This window comes from Hymenobacter sp. 5317J-9 (assembly GCF_022921075.1).
Taxonomy (GTDB): Bacteria; Bacteroidota; Bacteroidia; order Cytophagales; family Hymenobacteraceae; genus Hymenobacter.
This window is the reverse complement of sequence record NZ_CP095050.1, coordinates 66,722-92,019: the sequence shown is the minus strand read 5'-3', so window position 1 is coordinate 92,019 and position 25,298 is coordinate 66,722. Positions and strand designations below refer to the sequence as shown.

Annotated in this window: 18 protein-coding genes; 15 read left to right on the top strand and 3 right to left on the bottom strand. The window is 62.8% G+C overall.

Features of this window, described 5'->3' with window-relative positions; genetic code table 11:
* Positions 1 to 9: 9 nt before the first annotated feature.
* Positions 10 to 1,458, bottom strand: a complete 1,449-nt coding sequence (locus tag MUN81_RS00365; RefSeq protein ID WP_245114434.1) for a pitrilysin family protein — start codon at positions 1,456 to 1,458, stop codon at positions 10 to 12.
* A gap of 179 nt (positions 1,459 to 1,637) precedes the next feature.
* On the opposite strand from MUN81_RS00365, the gene MUN81_RS00360 reads away from it, so the two are divergent.
* From MUN81_RS00360 to MUN81_RS00345, 4 genes are all read left to right on the top strand, one after another.
* Positions 1,638 to 4,169 carry a bifunctional UDP-N-acetylmuramoyl-tripeptide:D-alanyl-D-alanine ligase/alanine racemase gene (locus MUN81_RS00360; protein WP_245114433.1) on the top strand — a complete coding sequence of 844 codons (2,532 nt, stop codon included), beginning with the start codon at positions 1,638 to 1,640 and terminating at the stop codon, positions 4,167 to 4,169.
* A 232-nt stretch (positions 4,170 to 4,401) separates the two neighbouring features.
* Positions 4,402 to 7,203, top strand: coding sequence for a TonB-dependent receptor (locus MUN81_RS00355; RefSeq protein ID WP_245114432.1), 2,802 nt, complete (start codon positions 4,402 to 4,404; stop codon positions 7,201 to 7,203).
* Between the two features lie 60 nt (positions 7,204 to 7,263).
* The gene (locus tag MUN81_RS00350) at positions 7,264 to 8,961 is read left to right on the top strand and encodes an NAD(P)/FAD-dependent oxidoreductase (protein ID WP_245114431.1); all 1,698 of its coding nucleotides are present in this window, start codon (positions 7,264 to 7,266) and stop codon (positions 8,959 to 8,961) included.
* A 182-nt stretch (positions 8,962 to 9,143) separates the two neighbouring features.
* A complete protein-coding gene (locus MUN81_RS00345; RefSeq protein WP_245114430.1) occupies positions 9,144 to 10,562 on the top strand; it encodes an alpha/beta fold hydrolase in 1,419 nt (472 codons plus the stop codon).
* Between the two features lie 174 nt (positions 10,563 to 10,736).
* Here the strand turns inward: MUN81_RS00345 and MUN81_RS00340 are convergent, their stop codons facing one another.
* Positions 10,737 to 11,636: a carboxypeptidase-like regulatory domain-containing protein gene (locus MUN81_RS00340; protein ID WP_190926616.1), complete on the bottom strand. Its 900-nt coding sequence runs from the start codon at positions 11,634 to 11,636 to the stop codon at positions 10,737 to 10,739.
* Between the two features lie 275 nt (positions 11,637 to 11,911).
* On the opposite strand from MUN81_RS00340, the gene MUN81_RS00335 reads away from it, so the two are divergent.
* The 3 genes from MUN81_RS00335 (at position 11,912) to MUN81_RS00325 (ending at position 14,188) form a co-directional block, all read left to right on the top strand.
* Positions 11,912 to 12,151 (top strand): hypothetical protein, encoded by a 240-nt coding sequence (locus MUN81_RS00335; protein ID WP_245114429.1) that lies wholly within the window; start codon positions 11,912 to 11,914, stop codon positions 12,149 to 12,151.
* Entirely contained in the window at positions 12,148 to 12,525 is a 378-nt protein-coding gene (locus MUN81_RS00330) for an OmpA family protein (protein ID WP_245114428.1), read from the top strand. Before MUN81_RS00335 ends, MUN81_RS00330 begins: the two co-directional genes overlap by 4 nt.
* A gap of 268 nt (positions 12,526 to 12,793) precedes the next feature.
* Positions 12,794 to 14,188 carry an alpha/beta hydrolase gene (locus MUN81_RS00325; RefSeq protein ID WP_245114427.1) on the top strand — a complete coding sequence of 465 codons (1,395 nt, stop codon included), beginning with the start codon at positions 12,794 to 12,796 and terminating at the stop codon, positions 14,186 to 14,188.
* 146 nt (positions 14,189 to 14,334) lie between these two features.
* On the opposite strand, the gene MUN81_RS00320 is transcribed toward MUN81_RS00325, so the two are convergent.
* Complete coding sequence (locus MUN81_RS00320) at positions 14,335 to 15,183, bottom strand: carboxypeptidase-like regulatory domain-containing protein (RefSeq protein ID WP_245114426.1); 849 nt, start codon at positions 15,181 to 15,183, stop codon at positions 14,335 to 14,337.
* Between the two features lie 276 nt (positions 15,184 to 15,459).
* On the opposite strand from MUN81_RS00320, the gene MUN81_RS00315 reads away from it, so the two are divergent.
* The 8 genes from MUN81_RS00315 (at position 15,460) to MUN81_RS00280 (ending at position 25,268) form a co-directional block, all read left to right on the top strand.
* Positions 15,460 to 15,738 carry a FeoA family protein gene (locus MUN81_RS00315; RefSeq protein WP_245114425.1) on the top strand — a complete coding sequence of 93 codons (279 nt, stop codon included), beginning with the start codon at positions 15,460 to 15,462 and terminating at the stop codon, positions 15,736 to 15,738.
* Between the two features lie 19 nt (positions 15,739 to 15,757).
* Entirely contained in the window at positions 15,758 to 17,959 is a 2,202-nt protein-coding gene (feoB, locus tag MUN81_RS00310) for a ferrous iron transport protein B (RefSeq protein WP_348533154.1), read from the top strand.
* A 324-nt stretch (positions 17,960 to 18,283) separates the two neighbouring features.
* The gene (locus MUN81_RS00305; protein ID WP_245114424.1) at positions 18,284 to 19,456 is read left to right on the top strand and encodes an HlyD family efflux transporter periplasmic adaptor subunit; all 1,173 of its coding nucleotides are present in this window, start codon (positions 18,284 to 18,286) and stop codon (positions 19,454 to 19,456) included.
* Between the two features lie 4 nt (positions 19,457 to 19,460).
* Entirely contained in the window at positions 19,461 to 20,930 is a 1,470-nt protein-coding gene (locus MUN81_RS00300) for a TolC family protein (protein WP_245114423.1), read from the top strand.
* A 113-nt stretch (positions 20,931 to 21,043) separates the two neighbouring features.
* Positions 21,044 to 21,712 (top strand): ABC transporter ATP-binding protein, encoded by a 669-nt coding sequence (locus tag MUN81_RS00295; protein ID WP_245117434.1) that lies wholly within the window; start codon positions 21,044 to 21,046, stop codon positions 21,710 to 21,712.
* Positions 21,713 to 21,808: 96 nt separating this feature from the next.
* The gene (locus MUN81_RS00290; RefSeq protein ID WP_245114422.1) at positions 21,809 to 23,068 is read left to right on the top strand and encodes an ABC transporter permease; all 1,260 of its coding nucleotides are present in this window, start codon (positions 21,809 to 21,811) and stop codon (positions 23,066 to 23,068) included.
* 152 nt (positions 23,069 to 23,220) lie between these two features.
* Positions 23,221 to 24,423, top strand: coding sequence for an ABC transporter permease (locus MUN81_RS00285; RefSeq protein WP_245114421.1), 1,203 nt, complete (start codon positions 23,221 to 23,223; stop codon positions 24,421 to 24,423).
* 137 nt (positions 24,424 to 24,560) lie between these two features.
* Positions 24,561 to 25,268 (top strand): head GIN domain-containing protein, encoded by a 708-nt coding sequence (locus tag MUN81_RS00280; RefSeq protein WP_245114420.1) that lies wholly within the window; start codon positions 24,561 to 24,563, stop codon positions 25,266 to 25,268.
* The last annotated feature ends 30 nt before the right edge of the window (positions 25,269 to 25,298 follow it).

The window sequence follows — 25,298 nt, the reverse complement described above, 5'->3', positions numbered from 1 at the left end:
GCAGGTAAACTAGCTTTTGGCCAGCGGGTTGACGGTGATGATGGTGCGGTTGGTGGGCCGCAGGTACTCGCGAATGGTCTTTTGCATCAGGTCGGGCGTCACCTTGCGGAACTCGCCCTCCAGGCGGTTGATGCGGCTGGGGTCATTATCAAACAAGGCAAACGCGGCCAGCAAATCGGCCCGCCCGAAGTTGTCGGAGCCGCTCACCTGGTCGTAAAATGCCGAGCGGATTTTCACCAGCGCCAAGTCCAGCGTGGCCTGGTCGATGCCGGTGCGGTTCAGCTTGTCGATTTCCTGGTCCAGCACGCGCACTACCGAGTCGGCCTGCACGGCGGGGTCAAACACGAGGTCGCCCATCCAGAGCATGGGTCCGTTGTAGTTGAACTGGTTGCCGAGGTAGTTGATGCCGCCGCTCACGTTGTCGGTGTAGCCGCGCTTCTGCACCAGGGCTTGGTAGAGGCGGCTGTCGTTGCCCTGCAGCAGAATCTGGTCGAGCATTATCATGGCGTAGTACTCAGGCGTGTTGCGCTCCGGCATGTGGTAGCCGAAGGCCAGGGCGGGCTTGGTGGCCAGCTTGTCGTCCTTCGAGAAGCGCTGCTCCTGCTCTTGGCGCGGCTCCGCAATGTCGGGCTTGGGCGGCTGCGGCGCGCTGGGAATGGCGGCATAATACTTCTGCACCCAGGCCTTGGCCTCGGCAGGGTCGAAGTCGCCCACCACGGCCAGCACGGCGTTGTTGGGCGCGTAATAGGTCTTGAAAAACGACTTCGTGTCGGCCAGGTTGGCGGCGTCGAGGTCACTCATGTCGCCGTAGAAGTTGTGGGCGTTGTTCCAGTTCTTGTTGGCTTTCATGGGCATGTCTATCCACGGAAAGCCGCCGTACGGCTGGTTGAGCACGTTCACGCGTACCTCGTTTTTCACCACGCCCTGCTGGTTGGTCAGGTTGGTTTGGGTGATGGCCAGGCCGCGCATGCGGTCGGCCTCGGCCCACAGGATGGTTTCCAGCTTGTGCGCCGGCACCACCTCGAAGTAGTTGGTGAAGTCGAAGCGCGTCGAGCCGTTCAGCGCCCCGCCGTTCTTCTGAATCAGTCCGATGAACTCGTTCTTGCCCAGGTTCTGCGAGCCCTGAAACATCAGGTGCTCAAACAAATGCGCAAAGCCCGTGCGGTCGCGCGGCTCGGTGCGGAAGCCCACGCCGTAGTAAGCCGCCACCGTGGCCGTGGGCGCCGTGTGGTCGGGCGAGAGCACCACCTTCAGCCCGTTGGGCAAGGTGTAGTACTCCACCGGAATCTCGAAGGCCGGCCCGGCGGGCGTGGGCCTGGGAACGGCCGCCACGACAGGAGCGGGCGCCGCGGCCGGCTCCGTCACCACCGACGTGGCCTTCGGGCTGCAGGCCCCGAGGACCAATACTGCCACCGGCGCCCAGCGCAGGCTCCGTGGCAGGATAAAAAACTGTCTCATAGGTAAAAGGTGTGAAGTGGGAGTGTGGTGCAAGTTTATCTTAAAATAATAAATACTTGGCTCAGGCCCGCCGCGCCTTGGTTGGTGGGCGGTAAGACAATGAAGCCGGATGATGCGCGCCCGTTGCATAGCCCACCGCGCGGCCCGGGATTTTGGCCAGGGCGCCCGACCTTTGCGCCGTGTTCCCCTTTTCCTCGCTGCCGGCGCTGCTCGCCGGCCACCTGCTGCAAGCCCCCGCCGACCCCGCCGCCGAGGTGCGCCACCTGCTGCTCGACAGCCGGCGCGTGGGCCTGTCCGCCGGTGCCCTGTTTTTTGCTCTGCGCGGCCCCAGCCACGACGGCCACCGCTACCTGCCGGCCCTTTATGCCCAGGGCGTGCGCCTCTTCGTGGTGGAAGAAGGAAAGGACCTGCCGGGCGGCCTTGCGGCCTATCCCGAAGCCGGTATCATGGCCGTGGCCAGCCCGCTCGCGGCGCTACAAGCCCTGGCCGCCGCTCACCGTGCCCGCTTCAGCGGCCCGGTGCTGGCCATCACCGGCTCCAATGGCAAAACCATTGTGAAAGAATGGCTGGCCCAATTGCTCAGCCCTGACGAAGACATCTGCCGCTCGCCGCGCTCCTACAACTCGCAAGTGGGCGTGCCGCTGAGCGTGTGGGAGCTGAACCCCAGCCGGCACACGCTCGGCATCTTTGAAGCCGGCATTTCGGAAGTGGGAGAGATGGCGCGGCTGGCCGGCATCATTCAGCCCACCGAGGGCTTGTTCACCACCCTCGGCACGGCCCACGACGCCGGCTTTGCTTCCCACGAACAAAAGCTGCTGGAGAAGCTGAAGCTATTTGAGGGCCCCGGCTTCCAGCGCCTGTTCTATTGCGCCGACCAGCCGCTGGTGCAGGCCGCCGTTTCGCGCCTTGGGCTGCCCGGTTTCAGCTGGACGCGCCAGGCGGGCCAAACGGCCGACCTGTTTTTCGAAGCGCAGCCCGTCACCGACGGCCGCACCCGCTGGCTAACCCACGCCGCGGCCGGTGGGGGAGACGCGGAGTTCACCCTGCCCTTCGCCGACGAGCCCTCGGTAGAAAATGCCCTGCACTGCCTGGCCGTGCTGCTGCACCGCGGCCTGGACCCAGCCGAAATCCAGCGCCGCCTGGCCCGCCTGCACCCCGTGGCCATGCGCCTGGAAATGAAGCTGGGCCGCCACGACTCCTACCTGCTCGACGATACCTATAATAACGACCTGGCCGGCCTCTCGCTGGCCCTCAATGCCTTGGCCCGGCAGCCGCGACCGGGGCGCCGCACCCTCATTCTGAGCGACGTGTTGGAGTCGGGCCTCACGGGTGAGGAGCTGTATGCCCAGGTAGCCGCCCTGCTGCCCGCGGCGGGCGTTACGCGGCTCATCGGCATCGGCGAAGCCATCGGCCAGCAGCAAAGAGTGTTTCCGGAAGGCCTGGCGGCCGAGTATTTCCAGAGCACCGAGGCGTTTCTTGCCCAACTCGACCCCGCCGCCTTTGCCCGCGAAGTGGTGCTGGTGAAGGGCGCCCGCCGCTTCGGCTTTGAGCGAATTGTGGCGGCCCTGCAGGCCCAGCAGCACGGCACAGTGTTGGAAGTCAACCTCGATGCGCTGAGCCACAATCTGCAGCACTACCGGCGCCAGCTTCAGCCCGGCACCAAGCTCATGGTGATGGTGAAGGCCTTCGCCTACGGCGCGGGCTCCTACGAAGTGGCCAGCCTGCTCGAATTTCAGCGGGCCGACTACCTGGCCGTGGCGTACGCCGACGAAGGCATTGCCCTGCGCGAGGCCGGCATCAGCCTGCCCATCATGGTGATGAACCCAGCACCGGACTCCTTCGCCACCCTACGCCAGTACCGCCTGGAGCCCGAGATATACTCCTTTGAGATGCTCGATGAGTTTCTGATGGCGTTTGATACCTCCGTGAGTGAGACTCTATTGGTCAGCCCGCTGCCGGTGCCCAAAATACACCTCAAGCTCGACACCGGCATGCGCCGCCTCGGCTTCGACGACGCCGACCTGCCGGCCCTGCTGGCCCGCTTGCGCGAGCACGCCGCCCGCCTGCCCGTGGCCAGCGTGATGACCCACCTGGCCGCCGCCGATGAAGCTGCGCACGACGGTTTCACGCAGGAACAGCTGGCGACCTTTCGCCGCATGGCCGCCGCCATAGAAGAAGCTTTGGGCCACGCGGTGCTCAAGCATGCGCTGAACTCGGCCGGCATTCTGCGCTTTCCGGAGGCGCATTTCGACATGGTGCGCCTGGGCATCGGCCTTTACGGCGTGGACGCCAGCGGCCGCGACACCGACGCCCTGCGCCCCGTTAGCCAGCTGCGCACCACCATCTCCCAAATCAAGACGCTGCCCGCGGGCCACACCGTGGGCTACGGCCGTCGCGGCACCGCCGCCGACACTGAGCGGCGCATTGCCACGCTGGCCATTGGCTACGCCGATGGCTACGACCGGCGTTTCGGCAATGGGGCGGGTATGGTGCTCATTCGGGGGCAGCGGGCGCCGCTGGTGGGCTCGGTGTGCATGGACATGTGCATGGTCGACGTGACGCACATAGCCGGGGTACGCGCCGGCGACGTGGCGCTGATATTTGGCGAGGGGCTGCCGCTGCCCGAGTTGGCGGGCCGCATCGGCACCATTCCCTACGAGCTGCTCACCAACGTGAGCGAGCGAGTGAAGCGTGTGTTTGTGAGTGAATAGCGAAATATATAGTTCTATTTATCATATGAGCAGAAGTATTTGGCGTGCACGAAATAGGAGGCTGTTGACTCAGCTGTCGTTTTATCGACTGCAGAAAGGCCTTTAAGGATTATAAGCAGCTGTTCGGCGAAAAAGGGGAAAGTGCGGTCGCGCGCTTGGGAAGTTTGTGTCCAAAAATTAGACCTGATTCTAATTTTTGGAATAATAAATCCAACCTCTCACGCTCCCTTCTATGCGTTTACTTCGACTCTCTTGTTTTCTGACTTTGGCGGCCGGTGCTGGCGCTCCAGCCCGTAGTTGGGCCCAAAGCGAAGCCACCAGCACAGCCACCATTGTCGGCACAATTCAGACCGAAAGGGGAGGGGCACTCACGGGCGTGTCGATTACGGCGCTGCATCTGCCCACGGGCATCCGGCGCGTAGCCACTACCGATACGCGGGGAGCATTTAGCATTAATACTCTGCTCACGGGCGGGCCGTATGCGCTGCAAATCAGCCAGCCGGGCTTCCGCGCGCAAGTCATCAACAACGTGTTTCTGAAGGCCGACGCACCGGCCAACTTCACTTTGGTGCTGGCCCCCGACGTGGTGGCGGTAGGCACGCGCCGCCTCGACCGCACGGCCCTGGAGTCGGTGGCGCCCGTGGACGTGATTGACATGCGCGAACTGGCCCTGGCGGCTCCGCGCGTCGACAACACGCAGCTGCTCAACTACGCGGTGCCGTCGTTCAACTCGGTGCGCGAAACTTCGGCCGACGGCGCCGACCACGTGGACGCCGCCACGCTCCGCGGCCTGGGCTCCGACCAAGTGCTGGTGCTCGTGAACGGCAAGCGGCGCCATACGTCGGCCCTCATCAACCTGCTGGGCAGCCGGCCCTACGGCAGCGCCACCACCGACCTGAACACCATCTCTTCGAACGCCCTGGACCGGGTGGAAATCCTGCGCGACGGCGCGGCGGCCCAGTACGGCTCCGACGCCATTGCGGGCGTTATCAACCTCAATCTGAAAAACGACAACCACGGCGGCAGCGTCATGGTCAACAACGGCATCCATCAGTCGGGCTTTGGCTACAACACCACGCTGAGCCTCAACAAAGGCCTGAAACTGGGCAGCAAAGGCTTCCTGAACGTAACCGGCGAAGTGGACTACCGCGGCTACACCACCAGCCCCGACTACGCCCGCGACCTGAATTCCTGGCCCGTGTACTCCCGCATTCGGGCCCGCGAAGACTCCTTCCTGCTGGCCAACAAGAAAACGGCCAAGGACTACCGCCAGCGCAACGGCGACGCCATCATGACTAACTACCGGGCCGTGTACAACGCCGGCATCGAGCTGTCGGAGAAGGCGCGCTTTTATTCTTTCGGTACCTACAACTACCGGCGTGGCCAGGCCGTGGCGCCCTGGGTGCTGCCCAGCGCCAACCCCGCCGACCTGGGCACGCAGCCGGGCTTCAGCCTGGGCTACCAGCCCAACATCAATACCCGCATTCAGGACGCGGCTGCCGTGGTGGGCCTCGACCTCAAGCTGGGCCGCTGGGACCTGGACCTGAGCCAGAGCCTCGGCACCAACCGCATGCGCTACGACCTCGACAACACCCTCAACCCCTCGCTGGGCGCCAAGTCGCCTACCTCGTTTGAGGCCGGCGGGCTGCAGTTTACCCAGGCCGTGACCACCGCCACGGCCAGTCGCCTGTTCGACAACGTATTGGCCGGCACCAACGTGGCTTTCGGTACCGAGTTTCGCAACGACTACTTTGAGATTGTGGCCGGCGACGAAAACTCCTGGAAAGACTACCAGGCGGGCCAGCCGGGCGCCTCGGGGGGCTCGCAGGGCTTCATCGGCTTCGACCCCACCTCGGCCATTGCGGGCAGCCGCCAGAACGTGGCCGGCTTTCTGGACGTGGAAGCCGACGTGCTGAAAAACTGGACCGTGGGCGCCGCTGTGCGCTACGAGCGGTATTCCGACTTTGGCTCGGCCCTCATCTACAAAGCCACCTCGCGCCTGCAGGCCACCACGTGGCTGGCCCTGCGCGCGGCCTACAACACTGGCTTCCGGGCGCCCTCGCAGCACCAGCAGCTGTACAGGCAGCTCACGCTGCTGCCCACGGCCAGCGGCACCACCTACTCGGGCATCTACAACAACCAGAGCGACATTGCGCAGGTGGCCGGCATCAGCAAGCTCACGGCCGAGAAGTCGCGCAACGCCAGCCTGGGCCTGGTGCTCACGCCCACCAAAGACCTGGTTTTCACGGCCGACGCGTACCAGATTGACATCGATGACCGCATCTCGCTCACCAACGAGTTTGGCGCCGGCATTGCGCCGCAGCTCGACGACGCCCTCGACAAGGCCGAAACCACGAGCGTGCAGTTCTTCGCTAACGCCCTGAACACCCGCACCCGCGGCCTCGACTTGGTGGCCAGCTACAGCCGCACCTTGGGCCGCGGTACGCTGCACGTCACCGCCGCCGCCAACTTCAACGAAACTACCCTGCGCAGCCTCAACGTGCCCACGCTGTTTCGGGGCATCCAGAACGATGAAATTGCCGGCAACAACTTCATCGGCCAGCGCCAGCTGTCGCTCATCACCACGGGCAGCCCCAAAAGCAAGCTGCTGGCCAGCGTGGGCTACGAGGGCGTGAAATGGGGCGCCACGACCCGCTACACCCGCTTCGGCCAGGTGGCGTCCTACGATTTCAACTTCGACGGGCTGGAAGAGGGAAGCTACTACTTGGTGTTCAGCCCTAAGTCCGTCACCGACCTTATCCTCACCTACAAGCCCATGAAAGGACTGACCCTGGCCGCCGGTGCCCAGAACCTGTTCAACGTGCGGCCCGACAACCTGCTGCAGGCCGCCAAAAACGGGCACGCCCCCGACGGCTTCGCCTCGGCGGCCGACTACCAGGCCTACTACCTCAAAACCTACGGCACGCCCTCTACCACGCCCTATGACCACGACATTCTGCCCCACCACATGGTGCAGATGGGCGCCAACGGAGCTTTCTTCTACCTGAAAGCAACTTACGCCTTTGGGCAATAAGTTTTTAGGTCGTTGCTTGCAGGTTGAATTCTCTTCCCATCCAACATTCATTTTTCCTGCATGAAAAACACCGCTACTCCTTCATCGTCGCGCCTGGCCCGCACCGACCTGCTGCGTTCGCTGCAAAAAGCGTTTGGGCTGGCCGTGGCCGCCGAGCAGCCCGGCGCGCCCTCTGTGCCCGAGCTCATCGCGCAGGCCGAGGACCAGGGCCGCCGCCGGTTCCTGGCCAACAGCGCCAAGCTCGGCGCACTGGCCGGCGCCACCGGCCTGCTGGCCGCCTGCGAAACCGTGGTCCCGGAGCCCGCTCCAGACCTCACGGTCTTCCGGGGCAGCAACGCCCAGGGTGGCCCAGCCCGCGTGGTGGTAGTGGGCGCCGGCATGGCGGGCCTCAACTGCGCCCTCAAGCTGCAGAAAGGCGGCGTTCAGGCCAGCCTCTACGATGCCAGCACCCGAGCGGGCGGCCGCATCTTCACCGCCAAAAACCTGATGGGCAGCGGCCTCACCACGGAGCTGGGCGGCGAGTTCATCGACAGCGGCCACGTCGACATGCTGAACCTGGTGACGGAGTTTGGCCTGCCGCTTTACGACGTGGAATCGCCCAGCGAAACGGCCCTGGAGAAGGATACTTACTTCTTCAATGGCCGCCGGTGCTCGCTGCAGGAGGTCATTCAGGCCTTCCAGCCCTATGTGGCCCGCATCACCGACGACGTGCGGGCCATGCCCAACACCATCGTGTTCGACAATTACGGCGCGGCCGGCCCCTATGACCAGCTGTCTATCTCGGGGTATTTTGACTCGATTGGCATGACGGGCATGATTCGCACGCTGCTGGAAGTGGCCTACGTGACCGAATACGGCCTCGAAGCCACCCAGCAGACGGCCATCAATTTCCTCTGGCTTTTTTCGCCCGACACCCGCAAGGGCACGTTCGACATTTTCGGCATCAGCGACGAGCGGTACAAGATTCAGGGCGGCAACCAGCGCCTGACCGACGCCATGGCCCAGCGCCTGGCTGGCCAAATCACGCTGCAGCACAAGCTGGTGGCCCTGGCCAAGCCTGCCGATGAGTACGTACTGACTTTCCAGCAGGCCAGCGGAGCCACCGTCACCGTGACGGCCGACATCGTGGTGATGACCATTCCCTTCAGCGTGCTGCGCCAAGTCAGCCTCAACCTGCCCTTGCCATCCTGGAAGGTGAATGCCATCAACAACCTGGGCTATGGCACCAATGCCAAACTGTTCCTGGGTTTCAACAGCCGCCCTTGGCGCACCAACGGCTGCACCGGCTACATCTTCTCCGACCAGGCCACCCAAAGCGGTTGGGACGGCAGCCAGCTGCAGCCCGGCACCGCCGGCGCCTACACCGTATATGTAGGCGGCCAGGTGGGCGTCGACATGGGCACTGGCACGCCGCAGTCACAAGTGAGCCGCTTCCTGCCCACGCTGGAGGCCGCCTGGCCCGGCACGCGGGCCCAGTACAACGGCAAAGTCGAGCGTTTTCACTGGCCCAGCAACCCGCTCACGCGCGGCAGCTATGCCTGCTACCGCCCCGGCCAGTACACCACCATTGCCGGGGCCGAAGGCCGCCCGGTGGGCAACTTGTTCTTTGCCGGTGAGCACTGCAGCGCCTACTTCCAGGGCTACATGAACGGCGCCGCTGAAACCGGCCGCATGGCAGCGCAGGCAGTGCTACAGGCCGCCACTACCAAGAAGGTGGCCATGTTCTCTCGCTTCCGCCGCGGGGCGGTGCCGGTATAGCCCAAGTGCAGGTTTTCTTATCAAAAATCCCTCGTTTTCGCCCGGAAGCGAGGGATTTTTGCTGTTAATGGCGCAACGCCTCAATACTGGCAAGGTATTTATTTTGCTTCTTTACAGGTAGCGTACCGTGACCTTGATAACTTTGGGGTGCCATTGGCCTTTGTGACGCTTCTTTTTTAGCTATGACCATCAATACGTTTCGTATGGTGCGCCTGCTGGGCGCATTCCTTATCTGTCTTGCGCTGGCGTCCCCGGCATCGGCGCGCGTGGCGCCTCGGGCAGCAGCCGTCGCCGACATCCCGCCCCTCGACGGCCTCTGGAAAGGCCAGCTGAAAGTGCCCGGTGGACAGCTCGAAGTCATCTTCCGATTTGTGAAGCTCACCGGCGGCGAATACTTCGCCACCCTCGACGTGCCCCTGCAGAAGGTGAGTCGCATGGCCGTGAAAACCGAAGTGAAGGCCGACACCGTGCGCCTGTTTGCCGAGGAAGCCAACAGCCGGTTCATCGGCAAAGTATCGGCCGATGGCAAGCAGATGGTGGGTACCTGGCAACAGCCCGGCTTTAAGGTACCCATGACGCTGACCTTTAGCGCCCTGCCCGCCATGAACGCCAAAAACGTGCGTCTTACTCCGCCCTACCGCGAAGAAGAAGCCACCTTCAGCAACCTGAGCGTGAACACCCGCCTCAGCGGCATGCTCACCATCCCGGCTGGCCCGGGGCCCTTCCCGGCCGTGGTGCTGCTCTCCGATGCCGGCCCGCAGGACCGCGACGGCACCGTGGGCGACTTTGCGCCCCTGGGCCTGCTGGCCGACTACCTCACCCGGCGCGGCGTGGCCGTGCTGCGTTTCGACGACCGCGGCGTGGGCAAGTCGGGCGGTACGCCCGCCGTCACCACCGCCGACCTGGTGAGCGACGCCCAGGCCGGCCTCAACTACCTGCGCACCCGCCCCGAAATCGACTTGGCTCACTTGGGCCTGGTGGGCCACGGCGAGGGCGGCAACGTGGCCCTGCTGGCCGCCGCGCAGCCCCTGCCCCCGGCCTTTGTGGTAACGCTGGCCGCCTACGGGCTGCCCGGCCGCGACATCGTGGTGCAGCAGCAGGCCACCACCCTGCGCACCCTTGGCACGGAGACGGCCCAGATTGAGGCCGCCACCAAGCGCCAGCAGGCCATGCTGGAAATCATCCGCCAAACCACCGACAACGCCCAGGCCCAGGCCATTGTGGCCAACATGCTGAAGCAGAACAACGCCGCCATCGACAACGCCACCGCCCAGTCGAGTGCGGCCGAGATGACCTCGCCCCGCTACCGTTACTTCCTCGCGTTCAATCCCGTCGAGAAACTTAGCGCCGTGACCTGCCCGGTGTTGCTGCTCAACGGCATGTCCGACCTGACTATCAACGCCGACGCCAACCTGAACGCGCTGAAAAATGGCTTGGGCAAGAACAAGGCCGTGACCGTGAAGAAGCTGCAGGGCGTCAACCACCTCTTCCAGCCCGAACAAGGCAAGTGGCCCGTCATCAACGGCCAGCCGCAGCCCAATTTCTCGCCCGAGGCCGAAGAAACCATCCGCGAATGGATTGTGGCCCAGACGAAGAAGTAACAGGCTTGAATTGGGGTTGATGCACTCCTGCGTCGACCCCGATTCAAGCTCAGCTTACCATCCACAAAGAATACTGATGAGGTTTAGATAACAAAAAGGCCCGGCTGTGAAGCCGGGCCTTTTTGTTACCTCTTAAGGATGGCTGCTGAGCGTCAGCGCCTTTCCCTGTGGTCTTTACTTAATCATGTCCACTTCGGCCTTAATCATGGCGTTGTAGCGGCGGCCCTGGCCGTTGGCCAGCGTGAGCAGGTTCCAGCCCTTGCCGATGGTGTAGCTCCAGGTGCGGCTTTCCTTGTATTCGAAGGTGGGACGCATAATCTGGCCGTAAGGCGTGTAGTTGTCCATGAAGTTGGTGGTGTAGAACTTGTCGCCGCCCACAATCCACTCCATGGCCACGAAGAAGCCTTCTTCCGGCGCCGGGATGTTGTAAGTGCTCAGGTCGATGGTGTACCACTCGCCGCCGCGCGACGCCGAGACGACGACGTTTTCGGTGAGCAGGTCGGTGTTGGGGGCGTTGTAGTTGCCGTCGGCCTTGTAGAGGCGCACGCGGAAGGGCTCGCGCGGGAAGCCGTTCTCGCCGATGTAGAACGACACGGTGCGCACGTTGCCCAGCTTTTTCTGCTTGTCGTTCTTCACGAAGAAAGCGTACTGGCTGCCGGGCAGGCCCTGAATCATGCCTTCGCCCGGGTTGTTCGACTTCGAGCCCAGCTCCAGGTTTTTCACCTTGCCGCCCTTCACCGTCACGTTGCCCAGCTCAATCACGCGCTTTTTGAGCTCGATGATGAGGTCTTCGGTGGCGCCGCGCTTGATGAAGATGGCGCTGCGCTCGTAGCCCAGCGTCATCACGATGAGGGAATCCTGGCTGGTTTTTTCCAGGCCGGCCAATTGGAAATATCCGTATTCGTTGGTGAGGGCGCCGGTGCCCTCCTCACGCAGGCCAATGGAGGCAAACGGCACCGGGTCTTTGGTCTTGGCATCCACGACACGACCGGTAATGCGGTTTTCCTGCGCCCAGCTCAGCGCCGGCAATAGCAGCAGAACCCAGAAAGCGAGAAAAGGTAAGCGTTTCATCATTGCCAAAAATAATATAGTTGGATGTCGACTGGCAAATTTACAAATTCCGGACCATACTATTGCCATTGATAGTCAATGAAGGCAGTAATGAATTTAGGGAATGCAAATTGAAATCAGCAAGCGAAGCCCGCAAATTGGCCCGTATTGGCCTAAAAATACGTTCCAAATAGCTGGGTTGGATGTTGCATTTTTCCCGATAAAATTCCCAAACGAACACGGACCGGTTTGTTGCGTATCGGGGCCAACATTTATTCATTCACCTTTTTCTTTCTAACGTGAAAAAAAGCCTTCTCTCGTTGCTTGCAGCCGGCGCCCTGCTGGCCAGCTGTGAAACCAAGCATTCCGAAACCAAGGACCAGCTGGCCGAAGCCGGCCAGGACACCGCCGTGATGGCCCGCGACGGCCAAACGGCCGCCGACATGGCCGCCGGCGCCGCTAATTCCGCCGACAACGCCTGGGACCTAAAGCCAAGCTGGCCGACGTCAAGTTCAAGGAAGTTACTGCGCCGGGCGTGACCGTGCGCGGCGACAGCACCTACAACGTGTATAGCGTGGACGAAACCGTGCTGTTCGACACCGACAAGGCCGACATCAAGCCCAGCGCGGCCGAAACCCTGAAGCAGATTACCGGCTCCATTGGCCAGCGCTACGCCAGCAGCCAGGTGCGCGTGATGGGCTTTGCCGACTCGCGCGGCGACAAAGACTACAACAAGGACCTGAGCGAGAAGCGCGCCGAAGCCGTGAAAAGCTACCTCGTGAGCCAAGGCGGCATCGACGCCGGCCGCGTGAGCGTGGAGCCCATGGGCGAAGCCATGCCCGCCGCTACCAACGCCACGCCGGAAGGCCGCCGGGAAAACCGCCGCGTCGAAATTGCGGTGCGTACCAAATAAAACAGCCCGCTCCGCCCTTGGCGTTGCTAACAGAAAAGGCCCGAACGCCCGCGCGTTCGGGCCTTTTGGGTGGCAGCTGGCACTGAACAGTGCCCCCAAATGGGCTGGAGCAGCACCGGAACATCCGTAAATACCTTTTCTGAAAAATACGGTTGATTTTCGGTGCTTGATAGACAAGGGATTGCGGAAGAGTACGGCCGATTTTTTCTGAATGCGCGAACAGCTTGCGTACCTTTAGGGTGCCATAAATGGATTCGTATTATTTGAGATGAACAGGTACTTTTTTTGGGCTTTGTTGTGGCTGGCCGTGCCGTGTGCCGCGCAGGCCCGCGCCGCCGTTCCGACGGGCGACAACATCCCTCTTGCCGGATTGTGGAAAGGCAAGCTGACCGTGCTGGGCGGGCAGTTAGACCTCACCATCAGCGTGGTGCCGCTGGCGGGCGGCAAATATTTCGCGGCCCTCGACGTGCCGGCCCAGAAAATGACCCGCGTGCCCACCGAAGTCACCGTGCGCGGCGACTCGGTGCTGCTGGCCATGCCCGGCGCCGGCAGCCGCTACGCCGCCCGTTTCGACCGCGAGAAGAATGAGCTCAACGGCACTTGGACGCAGGGCACTGTGAAGTCGGCGGTGCTGCTGAAGCACTCGCCCATGCCCACGCTCAACGGCCCCAGCACCCGCCTGGCGCCACCCTACCGCGAAGAGGAAGTGACGTTCAGCAACCCGGTGTCGCGCCTTAGCTTGAGCGGCATGCTCACCGTGCCTGCCGGGCAGGGCCCTTTCCCGGCCGTGGTGCTGGTGAGCGACGTGGGCGCGCAGGACCGCGACGGCACTTTTGGCGACTACCACATGATGGGCTCGCTGGCCGACTACCTCACGCGTCGCGGCATTGCCGTGCTGCGTTACGACGACCGCGGCGTGGGCAAATCGGGCGGCAGCACGGCCACGGCCACCACGGCCATGCTGGTGAGCGACGTGCAGGCCGCCATCAACTTCCTGCGCTCGCGCCTGGAAGTAAACATCAGCCGCATCGGCGCCATTGGGCACGGCGAAGGCGCCGACGTGGCCCTGATGGCCGCCGGCGCACCGCTGCCTCCGGCGTTTGTGGTGTCGCTGGCGGGCTACGGCCTCACCGGCGAGCAGACGCTGCTGCAGCAGCAGGTGACCGAGCAGCGCGCGCAAAAGGTCGACCCGGCCAAGATTCAGGCTGCTTATGAGCGGCAGCGCACCATGTACGATATCATTCGGCAAACCAACGAACCCCAGGCCAAGTCCATTGTGGCCAACATGCTGCGTCAGGACCACCCCGACCTCGACCCCAAGGAAGCCCAAGTGCAAGCCGTGAAGCTCCTCACGCCCTGGCGCCACTTTTTCCTGTCCTACGACCCCATTGCCGAGCTTGACCAGGTGGCCTGCCCGGTGCTGCTGCTTAGCGGAACCGACGACCAGGAAGCCCCCGCCGACCTGCACCTCACCGCCTTGGAGAAGGAGCTGAAAAGCGTGAACCGCGCCACCGTATCGAAGCGCCTGGCCGGCGTGAACCATCTGTTTCAGCCCCCCAAAACAGAATGGACCTTGATGAACGGCGAAATGAAACCCATGTTTTCGCCCGTGGCCCTCGACGTGATTCGGGAGTGGATTGTGGGGCTGGGAGTGAAAAAATGATTCGTTGATGTGCTGATATGCTGCTCGTGCATCCTCTTTGCTGAATAGCTGAATAGTAAAAGGCCCGGCTTCACAGCAGGGCCTTTCTGTTTACGCGGCATGCATGCGCTATTCGGCACACATCAGCACATCAAAAAATCAGCACGTCATTTAATCATGTCCACCTCGGCCTTAATCATGGCGTTGTAGCGCAGGCCCTGGCCGTTGGAGGCGGTGATGAGGCTCCAGCCCTTGCCGATGGAGTAGTTCCAGGTGCGGCTTTCCTTGAACTCGAAGGTGGGACGCATAATCTGGCCGTAGGGCGTGTAGTCGTCCATGAAGTTGGTGGCGAAGAACTTGTCGCCGCTTACCACCCATTCCATGGCCACGAAGAAGCCTTCTTCCGGCGCGATGATATTATAAGGAGTGAGGTCGACGGTGTACCACTGCCCGCCCTGCGGGGCCGAGACCACCACGTTTTCGGTGAGCAGGTCGGTGTTGGGGGCGTTGTAGTTGCCGTCGGCCTTGTAGAGGCGCACGCGGAAGGGCTCGCGCGGGAAGCCGTTCTCGCCGATGTAGAACGACACGGTGCGCACGTTGCCCAGCTTCTTTTTCTTGTCGTTTTTGACGAAGAAGGCGTACTGGCTGCCGGGCAGGCCCTGAATCATGCCTTCGCCGGGGTTGCTGGCTTTGGCGCCGAGGCCCAGGTTTTTCACCTTGCCGCCCTTCACCGTCACGTTGCCCAGCTCCACGGCCCGCTTGGGCACTTCGATGGTGAGGTTGGCGAGGGGAACGCCACGCTTCACCAGCACGGCCCGGCGGGCGTAGCCCAAGGCCACCACTATCAGCGAGTCGGCGGTGTTCTGGGTGGGAGCGGGCACAATGAATACACCATGCTCGTTGCTAAGGGCCCCGATTTGCTCATTTTTGAGGCCAATGGAAGTAAAAGGCAACGGCTCTTTGGTGTCTTTGTCAACGATTACGCCCTTAATCTGAACCTGCTGCGCCCGGCCCATGGTTGCGGCACCGGATAAAAATAGTGCTATAAAAAGTAGGCGTTTATACATAACATGCTAGGTAGACCGAACAAAATTACAAATTAGAGAGCGGAAAGTTATTAGAAATTATTAGGACATACAACCATTGCAGCAAAGCGGGCCCCTGCCACTCGTAAAATTGCACTATTGCCAAGGGCCAAAATGGTGGTAAAAAAATGATGGCGTTCGGAAAGCTTTTGCCTGCGTACCTTTGTTTGTATTCTTTCTAAATAAGCTTTCACGCTTCTCCCACCCGTGGCATTATTCCGTCGTTCACCGCAACAGGTTGCCGCCAGCGCCGCTACCCGGCGCACCGCCAAAGACCTGCGCCTGGGCGAAACCGGCACCATTTGCTGCCTGGAAGACCCCGAGATGGCACTTAAACTGCTGGAAATGGGGTGCGTGCCCGGCGTGAAAGTGCGGCTGAGTGGCCGCGCCCCCTTGGGCGACCCGCTGATGCTGGTGCTGGGCGACCAGGAGTATACACTGTCGGTGCGGGCCAATGAGGCCGCCACCATTTTGCTGAAAGAATAGGGCGCGGCGTATGGCGGCGATGTTGAGCAATCCTTCGACGGCGGAAGCCGTCGGCCTGCACACCGGCCCGGCCGCCGGCGCGCGGCCCATGCGCATCGCCCTCATCGGCAATCCGAACAGCGGCAAGACGTCGCTGTTCAATCAGCTCACCGGCCTTAACCAGAAAGTAGGCAATTTCCCCGGCGTGACGGTGGACCGCAAGTCGGGCTTTGCGCAGCTGACCGCTACCCAGCGGGCCGAGATTGTGGACCTGCCCGGCACCTACTCGCTCTACCCAAAGAGCCTGGATGAGAAGGTGATTACCGACCTGCTCTACGATAGGACGTCGGCCAGCTACCCCGATTTTGTGGTGGTGACGGTGGACGCCAACAACCTGCGCCGCAGCTTGCTGCTGTTTACCCAGCTGGGCGACCTGGGCCTGCCCGCCGTGTTGGCCCTCAACATGATGGACGTGGCCGAGCGCCACGGCGTCAACATCGACCTGCCCGCGCTGGAGCGGGAGCTGGGCGTGCCCATTATTCCGATGAACGCCCGCAAGGGCATCGGGGTAGCCGCCCTCAAGATTGTGATGGCCCAACGGCTCGACGCGCCGCCCGTGCGCTGCTGGCAGCCCGACGAAAAGCTGCTGCCGCTGGTGCGCCAGATTCGCTACTACTTCGACCTGCACAACGACTACCTGGCGCTGCACTACGCCCAGCAATTCCGCCAAATCGGTTTCCTGAGTGCCGATGACAAAGCCTATCTGCAGGAACTGACGCAGAAGTACGGCTTCGATGCCACCGCGCAGCAAGCAGCCGAAACCATTGCCCGCTACGCGCGCATCAACGAAATCCTGCTGGAGACGGTGACCGTGACGCGCACCGAAACTCGCGAGCCCGTCAGCAACCGCATCGACCGGGTGCTGACCCACCGCGTGGGCGGCTACCTGATTTTTCTGGCCATTCTGTTCCTGTTGTTTCAGGCCATTTTTGCCTGGGCGCAGTATCCGATGGACTGGATTGACCAAGGCATTTCGGCCCTGAGCGCGACCATTCAGGAGAACTTTCACGGGCCGCTTATTCGGCTGCTGACCGAGGGCGTGCTGGCGGGCCTGGGCGGCGTACTCATCTTCATTCCGCAGATTGCGCTGTTGTTTGGCTTCCTGGCTGTGTTGGAGGAAACGGGCTACATGGCCCGCGTCACCTTCCTGATGGACAAGCTGATGCGGCCGTTCGGCCTAAGCGGCAAAAGCGTGGTGCCGCTGATTTCGGGGCTGGCGTGCGCGGTGCCGGCCATCATGGGAGCGCGCACCATTGAGAGCTGGAAAGACCGGATGATAACCATCTTCGTGACGCCGCTGATGTCGTGTTCGGCGCGCATTCCGGTGTACACGGTGCTGGTGGCGCTGGTGGTGCCCGATGAGGCCGCCTGGGGCATCTTCAACCTGCGCGGCGTGGCCCTGATGTCGCTGTATTTGCTGGGCCTGTTCTCGGCGCTGGCGTCGGCCTGGGTGCTGAAAAAGGTGCTGAAAGCGCGGGAGCGGAGCTACTTCATCATGGAGTTTCCGGTGTACCAGTGGCCGCGCTGGAAGAACGTGGGGCTGACCATCTACCAGAAAGTGCAGGCCTTTGTGCTGCAAGCCGGCCGGGTGATTGTGGCTATCTCGGTGCTGCTGTGGGTGCTGGCCAGCTACGGCCCTGGCAACCGGCAGGAGGAGGCCGTGTCGCAGCTCATGGTGCGGCAAAATATCGGGTTCAGCTCGCCGCAGGCCATGGCCCGCTACAACCAGGAGCACCCCGAATACAAAGAAGAGTTGGCCCGCCGGGTGGCCTCGGCCCGCCTCGAAAATTCGTACGCCGGCACCTTCGGCCATCTCATTGAGCCGGCCATCCGGCCGCTAGGCTACGATTGGAAAATTGGCATTGCCCTGCTCACGTCATTTGCGGCGCGGGAAGTATTTGTGGGCACCATTTCTACCATCTATAGCGTGGGGCAGGATGCCGACATGGGCACGCTACAGCAGAAGCTGCAGGCCGAGAAGGACGCCAATGGCCAGCCTTTTTTCACCACGGCCCGGGCGTTTTCGCTGCTGGTGTTCTACGTGTTTGCCATGCAGTGCATGAGCACGCTGGCCGTGACGTACCGCGAAACCAAGAATTGGCGCTGGCCGCTGGCCCAGCTGCTGTACATGACGGGCCTGGCCTACGTGGCCGCGTTTGCGGTGTACCAAGTGCTATCCTGAGCGATGTAGAGACGCGACACTTCGCGTCTCGGCGTCCGCGCCGTTCTCGAATCGTTCAACGCCGAGACGCGAAGTGTCGCGTCTCTACGTCGTTCGGTGTCCGCTTAGAAGCGAGGTGTTCAGAAATGGACATCTTTTTTTATTGGTAATGAATGGGATAAGTAAGTTAAGTATTTGATAAATAAAGTTTTGAAACAATGGCACGGGGCTTGGCAATGCTAAGGGGAAACACCTTTACTTCTGCACGAAAATGGACAGAGCCATTGCCCCTTCAATTCAAATCCAACGGCAGCGCCGCCGCTGGCTGCTGGGGCGGGGGTAGCCGTGGTGGCCCTGCTGGCGGTGCTGGCCTTCCGGTCGGTGCTGAAGCCCAGCTTGCGCCGCACCGATTTGCTGACCGCCACGGTAGAAATCGGCGACGTGGAAGCCTCGCTCACGGCCGCGGGCACCATTATTCCGGGGCGGGAAGCGGTGCTCACCAGTCCCATTCAGAGCACCATCCGGCGGGTGGTGGTGGCGGTGGGCGCCAAGGTGAAGCCCGGCGAAACCATTCTGGAGCTGGATAAAGAACTGGCCAACTCTTCGCTGGCCAAGCTCGACGACGAGCAGCTGCGCAACCAAAACAAGAACTCGCAGCTGCAGCTCACCTTGGAGCGCAGCCTGAACGACCTGCGCACCCAAGCCGAGGTGCAGGCCGTGAAAGTGCGTAGCCTGCAATCGGCCCTGCGCGACGAGCAGCAGCTGCTGAAAATAGGCGGCGGCACCGCCGAAAACGTGCGCCAGGCCGAGCTGAACCTCACCGTGGCCCAGCTGGAAGCCCAGCGCCTGGCTCGCCAGATACAGACCCAGCAACGCTCCAACGCCGCCGACGTGCGCGAGCTGGGCTACACCGTGTCGATGCAGCAGCGCAGCATTGCGGAGCTGGCCACCAAGCTGCGGCAAGCCGACATCAGCAGCCAGCAGCCCGGCGTGCTGACTTGGGTGAATGAGAACATCGGCACCACGGTGCAGGCCGGCGACCCGCTGGCCCGTGTGGCCGACCTGAGCAGCTTCCGCGTGCGGGCCACCATTTCGGACAGCTACGCGGAAGACCTGCACCAAGGCGACCCCGTGGTGGTGCGCGCCAACAACACCGACCTGCGCGGCACCGTGGCCACCATCAGCCCGAGCGTGGAAAAGGGCGTGGTGACCTTTTATGCCCAGCTCGACAACCCGCACCACCCGGCCCTGCGCGCCAACCTGCGCGCCGACGTATTTGTGGTAACGCGGGCCCACCACGGCGTGCTGCGCGTGAAAAACGGACCCTTCTACCAGGGCGGCAAAGAGCAGCCAGCGTTTGTGCTGAAAGACGGCCGGGCGGTGCGCCGCACGGTGCGATTCGGCGACAGCAACTTCGACTTCGTGCAGGTGGTGAGTGGCTTACAGGCCGGGGAAGAAGTGGTGGTGTCGGATATGAAGGACCATCTCGACACGCCGGAGCTAACGCTTAAAGACTAAGACGATGAAACGAGCTTTCTTCTTCTTACTCGGGATGGTGGCGTTGTTGGGGCGGCCGGCGGGCGCCCAGCAGGCGGCACTACCGGCGGCCGGCAACCTCACGCTCGACCAGATTATTGCCCTGGCGCTGAATCAGTCGGCAGTGGGTCAGCAGGCCCTGACCACGCGCGAAACCAGCTACTGGGCCTGGCGCGGCTACCAGGCCAATTACCGGCCCCAGCTGGGCCTGCAGGGCACATTGCCCAATTTCAGCCGGGCCATTGCGCCGGTGGTGCAGCCCGATGGCACGACCAGCTTTCAGTCGGTGCGCATCAATAATTCCGATTTGGGGCTGACGCTGAGCCAGAACATTGGCCTCACCGGCGGGCAGGTATTTGTGGGCTCGGTGGTGCAGCGGTTCGACGATTTCAACGGCCAACTGCGGCGCTACAACAACCAGCCCTTCACGCTGGGCCTCACGCAGCCGCTGGGTCAGTTCAACGCCCTGCGCTGGGCGCGCCGCATCGAGCCGCTGCGCTACCAGGAAAGCCAGCGCCAGTACGTGGAGGAGCGCGAAACCATTGCCCAGCGCGTCACAGAGCTGTATTTCGACGTGCTGCTGCAACAGGTGAATGCCGAAGTGGCCCGCCAAAACGCCCAGGCCACGGCCGAGCTGCTGCGCATTGGGCAGGAGCGGTACCAACTGGGCCGCCTCTCGCAGAGCGACCTGTTGCAGATGGAGCTGAACCTGCTGAACGCCCAACAGGCCCAGACTCAGGCCCAGCTCGGCGCCGAAAATGCCACCGTGGAACTGCAAGGCTATACCGGCTTGGCCGAGGCGCCCGCGCTGGCGGTGCCAGCCCCCGCGCCGCAGCCCGCCGTGGCGCCTACGCTTGCCCTAGAGCAGGCCCGCCAGAATCGCAGCGCCACGCTGGCCTTCCGCCGCCGGCTGCTGCAGGCCGAGCGCGACGTGGCGCAGGCCCGCGGCACCACGGGCTTCCGGGCCACGCTCACGGCCAATACCGGCTACGTGAACCAGGCCGCCACCCTCGGTGCTACCTACCTCAACCTGCAAAACCAGCAGCAGGTAGCCCTGTCGTTTTCGATGCCGCTGGTGGACTGGGGCCGGCAGCGCTCCATCATCAAAACTGCCGAGCTGACCCGCAACCAGGTGACGCACACCGTGGCCCAGGAAGAGCGCACCTTTGAGCAAACGGTGCTGACCCAAGCCAGCCAGTTTGCGGCGCTGGCCCAGCAGCTGCGCCTGGCCGGCCGGGCCGATTCCATTGCCCAGCGGCGCTACGACATTGCCCGCGCCACTTACCTGCTGGGCCGCATCAGCCTCACCGATTTGAGCCTCGCGTCCAACGCCAAGGACGGCGCCAAGCGCGACTACATTTTTGCCCTGCGCTCGTGCTGGGTGGCGCACTTCCGGTTGCGCGCCCTCACGCTCTATGACTTTGAGCGCCAGACGCCCATCGTGGCGGCCCGCTGATACTTTAATTTATTCCACGCGCTTTTCTCACCTTTTTTCTCATGGAAAATCTGCTCGCCACCTCTCCCGAAACCCGCTCGCAGCCGCTGAACGGGCACGCGGCCGCCACGCCGGTGCTTCGCCTTACCAACATCGAGAAGGTGTACCAAACCAAAACCATCGAGACGGTGGCGCTGAACCAGGTCAACCTCACCATCAACCGCGGCGAGTTTGTGTCGGTGATGGGGCCCAGCGGCTGCGGTAAATCGACGTTGCTCAGCCTGATGGGCTTGCTCGACGAGCCCACCCGCGGCACGATTGAGGTGGACGGCCGCACTGTGCAGTCGTACTCCGACCGCGAGCTGGCCAACCTGCGCAACCTGAAAATCGGCTTCGTATTTCAGAGCTACCACCTAATAAATGACCTCTCGGTGGTCGACAACGTGGAAGTGCCGTTGCTCTACCGCAAGGGCCTGGGCGGCAAGGAGCGCCGTCAGCGCGCCCTCGATGCCCTCGATAAAGTGGGTCTGAGCGCCCGCACGGGGCATTTTCCGGGTCAGCTTTCGGGCGGGCAGCGGCAGCGGGTGGCCATTGCCCGGGCCCTGGCCGGCGGCCCCGAAATCATTCTGGCCGACGAGCCCACCGGCAACCTCGACTCGGTGATGGGCGAGGAAATCATGGACCTGCTGCTGGGCCTCAACCGGCAGGACGGCGTGACCATTGTGATGGTGACCCACGACGAGCAGCAGGCCCTGAAAACCCAGCGCGTGGTGCGCTTCTTCGACGGCAGCCAGGTGGGCTGATTCAGTGAACAGTTATCAGTTAACAGTGAGTAATTAAACAGCTCGCGTCAACTGCCCCAACTGTTCATTGCTCACTGTTAACTGATAACTGAAATCATGCTTCTCTCTTACCTCAAAATTGCTTGGAAGGTGCTGATGCGCCGCAAGTTCTTTGCCTTCATCAGCCTGTTCGGCGTGAGCTTCACGCTGATGATTCTGCTGGTGGTGATGGCCATTTTCGACCACACGGTGGGAGCGGCTGCGCCCTTGAAGCGCATCGACCGGATGCTGTTTGTGAATACCATGCGCCACGAGATGACGGACGGGCACGGCTGGATGGCCAACCCCGTGAGCGCGCACTTCGTGGACGACTACGTGCGCAAGATGAAAACGCCCGAGAAGGTGGGCGTCACCACCGTCTCGGCCAATGCCACGGCTTTCACCAAGAGCAAACTGCTGCCGCTGGACCTGGCCTACACCGACGGCAGCTTCTGGCAAATCATGGACTATGATTTTCTGGGCGGGCGGGCTTTCACCGGGGCCGAGGTGGCGCAGGCCCAGCACGTTTGCATCATCAACGAGGCCACGGCCCGCGCCTACTTCGGCACCACCGACGTGGTGGGACGCGCCATCGAAATCGACCTGAAGCGCTACCGCGTGGCCGGCGTGGTGCGCAACGTGTCGGCCGCTCAGATATACGCCTACGCCGACGTGTGGGTGCCGTACACCTTGAACCCGCAGTACACCAAGGACAGCCGCTTGGAAGGCGAGTTCCTGGTGGTGCTGCTGGCACCCTCGGCGGCAGCCGTGCCGGCCGTGAGCACCGAGTACCAACAGATTATGAAGCGGGTGGAGATTCCGCGTCCCAAGGACGTGAAGGCCATTTATTCCTACGCCGACCCCATTCTGCCGGGCTTTACCCGGGCGTTTTTGGCCCACGACAGCCAGCTGAGTAGTGATAACCTCACCAAATTTTATGCGCTGGTGGGCGGCTTGGCGCTGCTGTTTATGCTGCTGCCGGTGCTGAACCTGGTGAACCTGAACGTGACGCGCATTCTGGAACGCTCGGGCGAGATTGGGGTGCGCAAGGCCTTCGGGGCGGCCGGCCCCGATTTGGTGGGGCAGTTTCTGGTCGAGAACCTGGTGCTGGCCCTGGTGGGCGGGCTGCTGGGCCTGGGCCTGGCCGCCGGCGCCCTGGCCCTCGTGAACGAGGCGCACCCCGTGGCCTACGCCCACTTCTCGTTGAGCTGGAGCGTGTTTGGCTGGGGCATGCTGCTCACCCTGCTCTTCGGCCTGATGAGCGGCGTGTACCCGGCTTGGAAAATGTCGCGCCTCAACCCCGTGGCCGCCCTGCGCGGCGGGGGCGAACAGAAGTAAAAGCAATGGGATGCATCTGTCATCCTGAGCAAAGCGAAGGACCTTATCACGTTCGCATTATTTAGGATTACTGTGCGCTGTTCATCTGCAATAAGGTCCTTCGCTTTGCTCAGGATGACAGGCGGAATCCCCCATCTTCAATAATAACTCTCATGCTTCGCCATCTCTTCACCCTCATATGGAACCGCAAGCGGGCCAACCTGCTGTTGATTTCCGAAGTCTTTTTCTCCTTCGTGGTGCTGTTTGGGGTGGGGGCGGTGCTCATCACCGTGAGCAAAAACTACCTTGCCCCACTCGGCTTCGAGTCGGCGCAGGTGTGGCGGCTGCTGGTGCGCGCCGGCCAAAATCAAAAGATGCCCCGCGCTGAGCTAGACGACGTGCTGCGCCAGGTGAAAGCCCTGCCCGGTGTGCAAACCGTGGCCCTCACCAGCAACAACCTGCCCTTCACCTTCAACACCAACAACTCGGATTTTACCTACAAAGGCCGCAAGACGCCGTTCTATGCCAACACCTACGACGCCGACGACCACTACGGCGAGGCCATGAAGCTGCACCTGCGCGAGGGGCGCTGGTTCCAGCCGGCGGACGACGGCACCAACCATCGCCCCGTGGTTATCAGCCAGGACCTGCGCGAATTCCTGTTTGGCGACGAGCCGGCGCTGGGCAAAATCTTTACCTACGCCGGGGCCGGCAAGGAAACCAAGCCCGAAGACGAATTCCAGGTGGTGGGCGTGGCCGACAACGTGCGGATGGAAAGCGACTTCTCGGCTGCCATTCCGTCGGTTTGGAAACGCCTTATTCCCTACGACACCACGCACTGGGAAACGGCGGCCGTGCTGGTGCGCGTGGCCCCCGGCCAGGGCGGCGCGCTGCAGGAAAAAATAGCCCGCACCGTGGCCGGCGTCACACGCCAGTGGACCACCGAAGTGCGCGTGATGGAAGACGACCGCCAGCACCGCCGCCTATTCACGCTGGTGCCGGTGGTGGGGCTGTGCCTCATGGGTTTGTTTCTGATTATCAACGTGGCACTGGGCCTGTTTGGGGTGCTGTGGTACAACATCAGCCAGCGCCGGGCCGAAATTGGGCTGCGGCGAGCCATGGGCGCCACCGGCGCGGGCATTGGCTGGCAGTTTCTGGGCGAGATGATGGTGGTCACCACCTTCGGTGTGGTGTTGGGGACGCTGCTGGCGGCGCAGTTCCCGCTGCTGCACGCCTTCGATTTGCCGACGCAGCCCTACCTGCTGGCCATTGGGGCGGCGGCCGGCGCCGTGTATGGCATCACGGCGCTGTGCGCGTGGCAGCCCAGCCGGCTGGCGGCGGGCATTCAGCCGGCGGTGGCCCTGCGCGAGGAGTAGCGGCGGCGGGCAGCAGTATTTTGCTGCCCGGCGGTAACGAAGCCCGGTCCGCGCCGGTATCCGGGCAACCCGGCCCGGCCGGTGTGCATCTGGATATCGAAAGCCATCCTCAACCCTCACTTATTTCCTTTTTTTGCATGAAAACCTTCTCGACTCTCGCCCTGCTGTGGCTGCTGGCCCTGGTGCCCGCCCTGGCCCAAACCGCTCCGGAAATCCGCGTCGTGGGCGCGTTCCACGCTTTGGATGTATCCGATGGGGTACAGGTTACCCTTGCCTCGGGCAGCACGCAGCGCGTGGAAGCCAGCGCCGACACGCCCGAATACCTGGACCGCCTCAAAACCGAAGTGCGCGACGGCGTGCTGAAGGTAAGTTTTGAGCACAAGCTGAACGAGGCATGGAGCAAAGACAACCGTCCGCGCAACCTGCGCGTGAGCATCGTGGGCGCCCCCCTCACCGGCGTGGAGGCCAGCAGCGGCTCGCAGGTGACGATGAAAAACGACTACGCCGTGAACAGCTTCAAGCTCGATGTGTCGTCGGGCGCCATCTTTACCGCGCCCACCCTGACGGGTGGAGACGTGCAGGCCCAGGTGAGCAGCGGCGGCGTGGCCAGCGTGGGCGGCAAGGTGCAAAGCCTGAGCGTGCGTGCCTCCAGCGGCGGCGTGTTCAAGGGGCAGGACGTGCAAGCCGCCACCTGCGAGGCCAGGGCCTCGAGCGGCGGCACCATCAACGTGGCCGTGCAGGACAAGCTTACGGCCGATGCCTCGAGCGGCGGCGACGTGCGCTACGCCGGCTCGCCTCAGGTCACCAAGCACACCAGCAGCGGCGGCAGCGTGAAGGGGCGGTAGCTGCGCATTGTCCGGGCCGAAGGGCAGCCG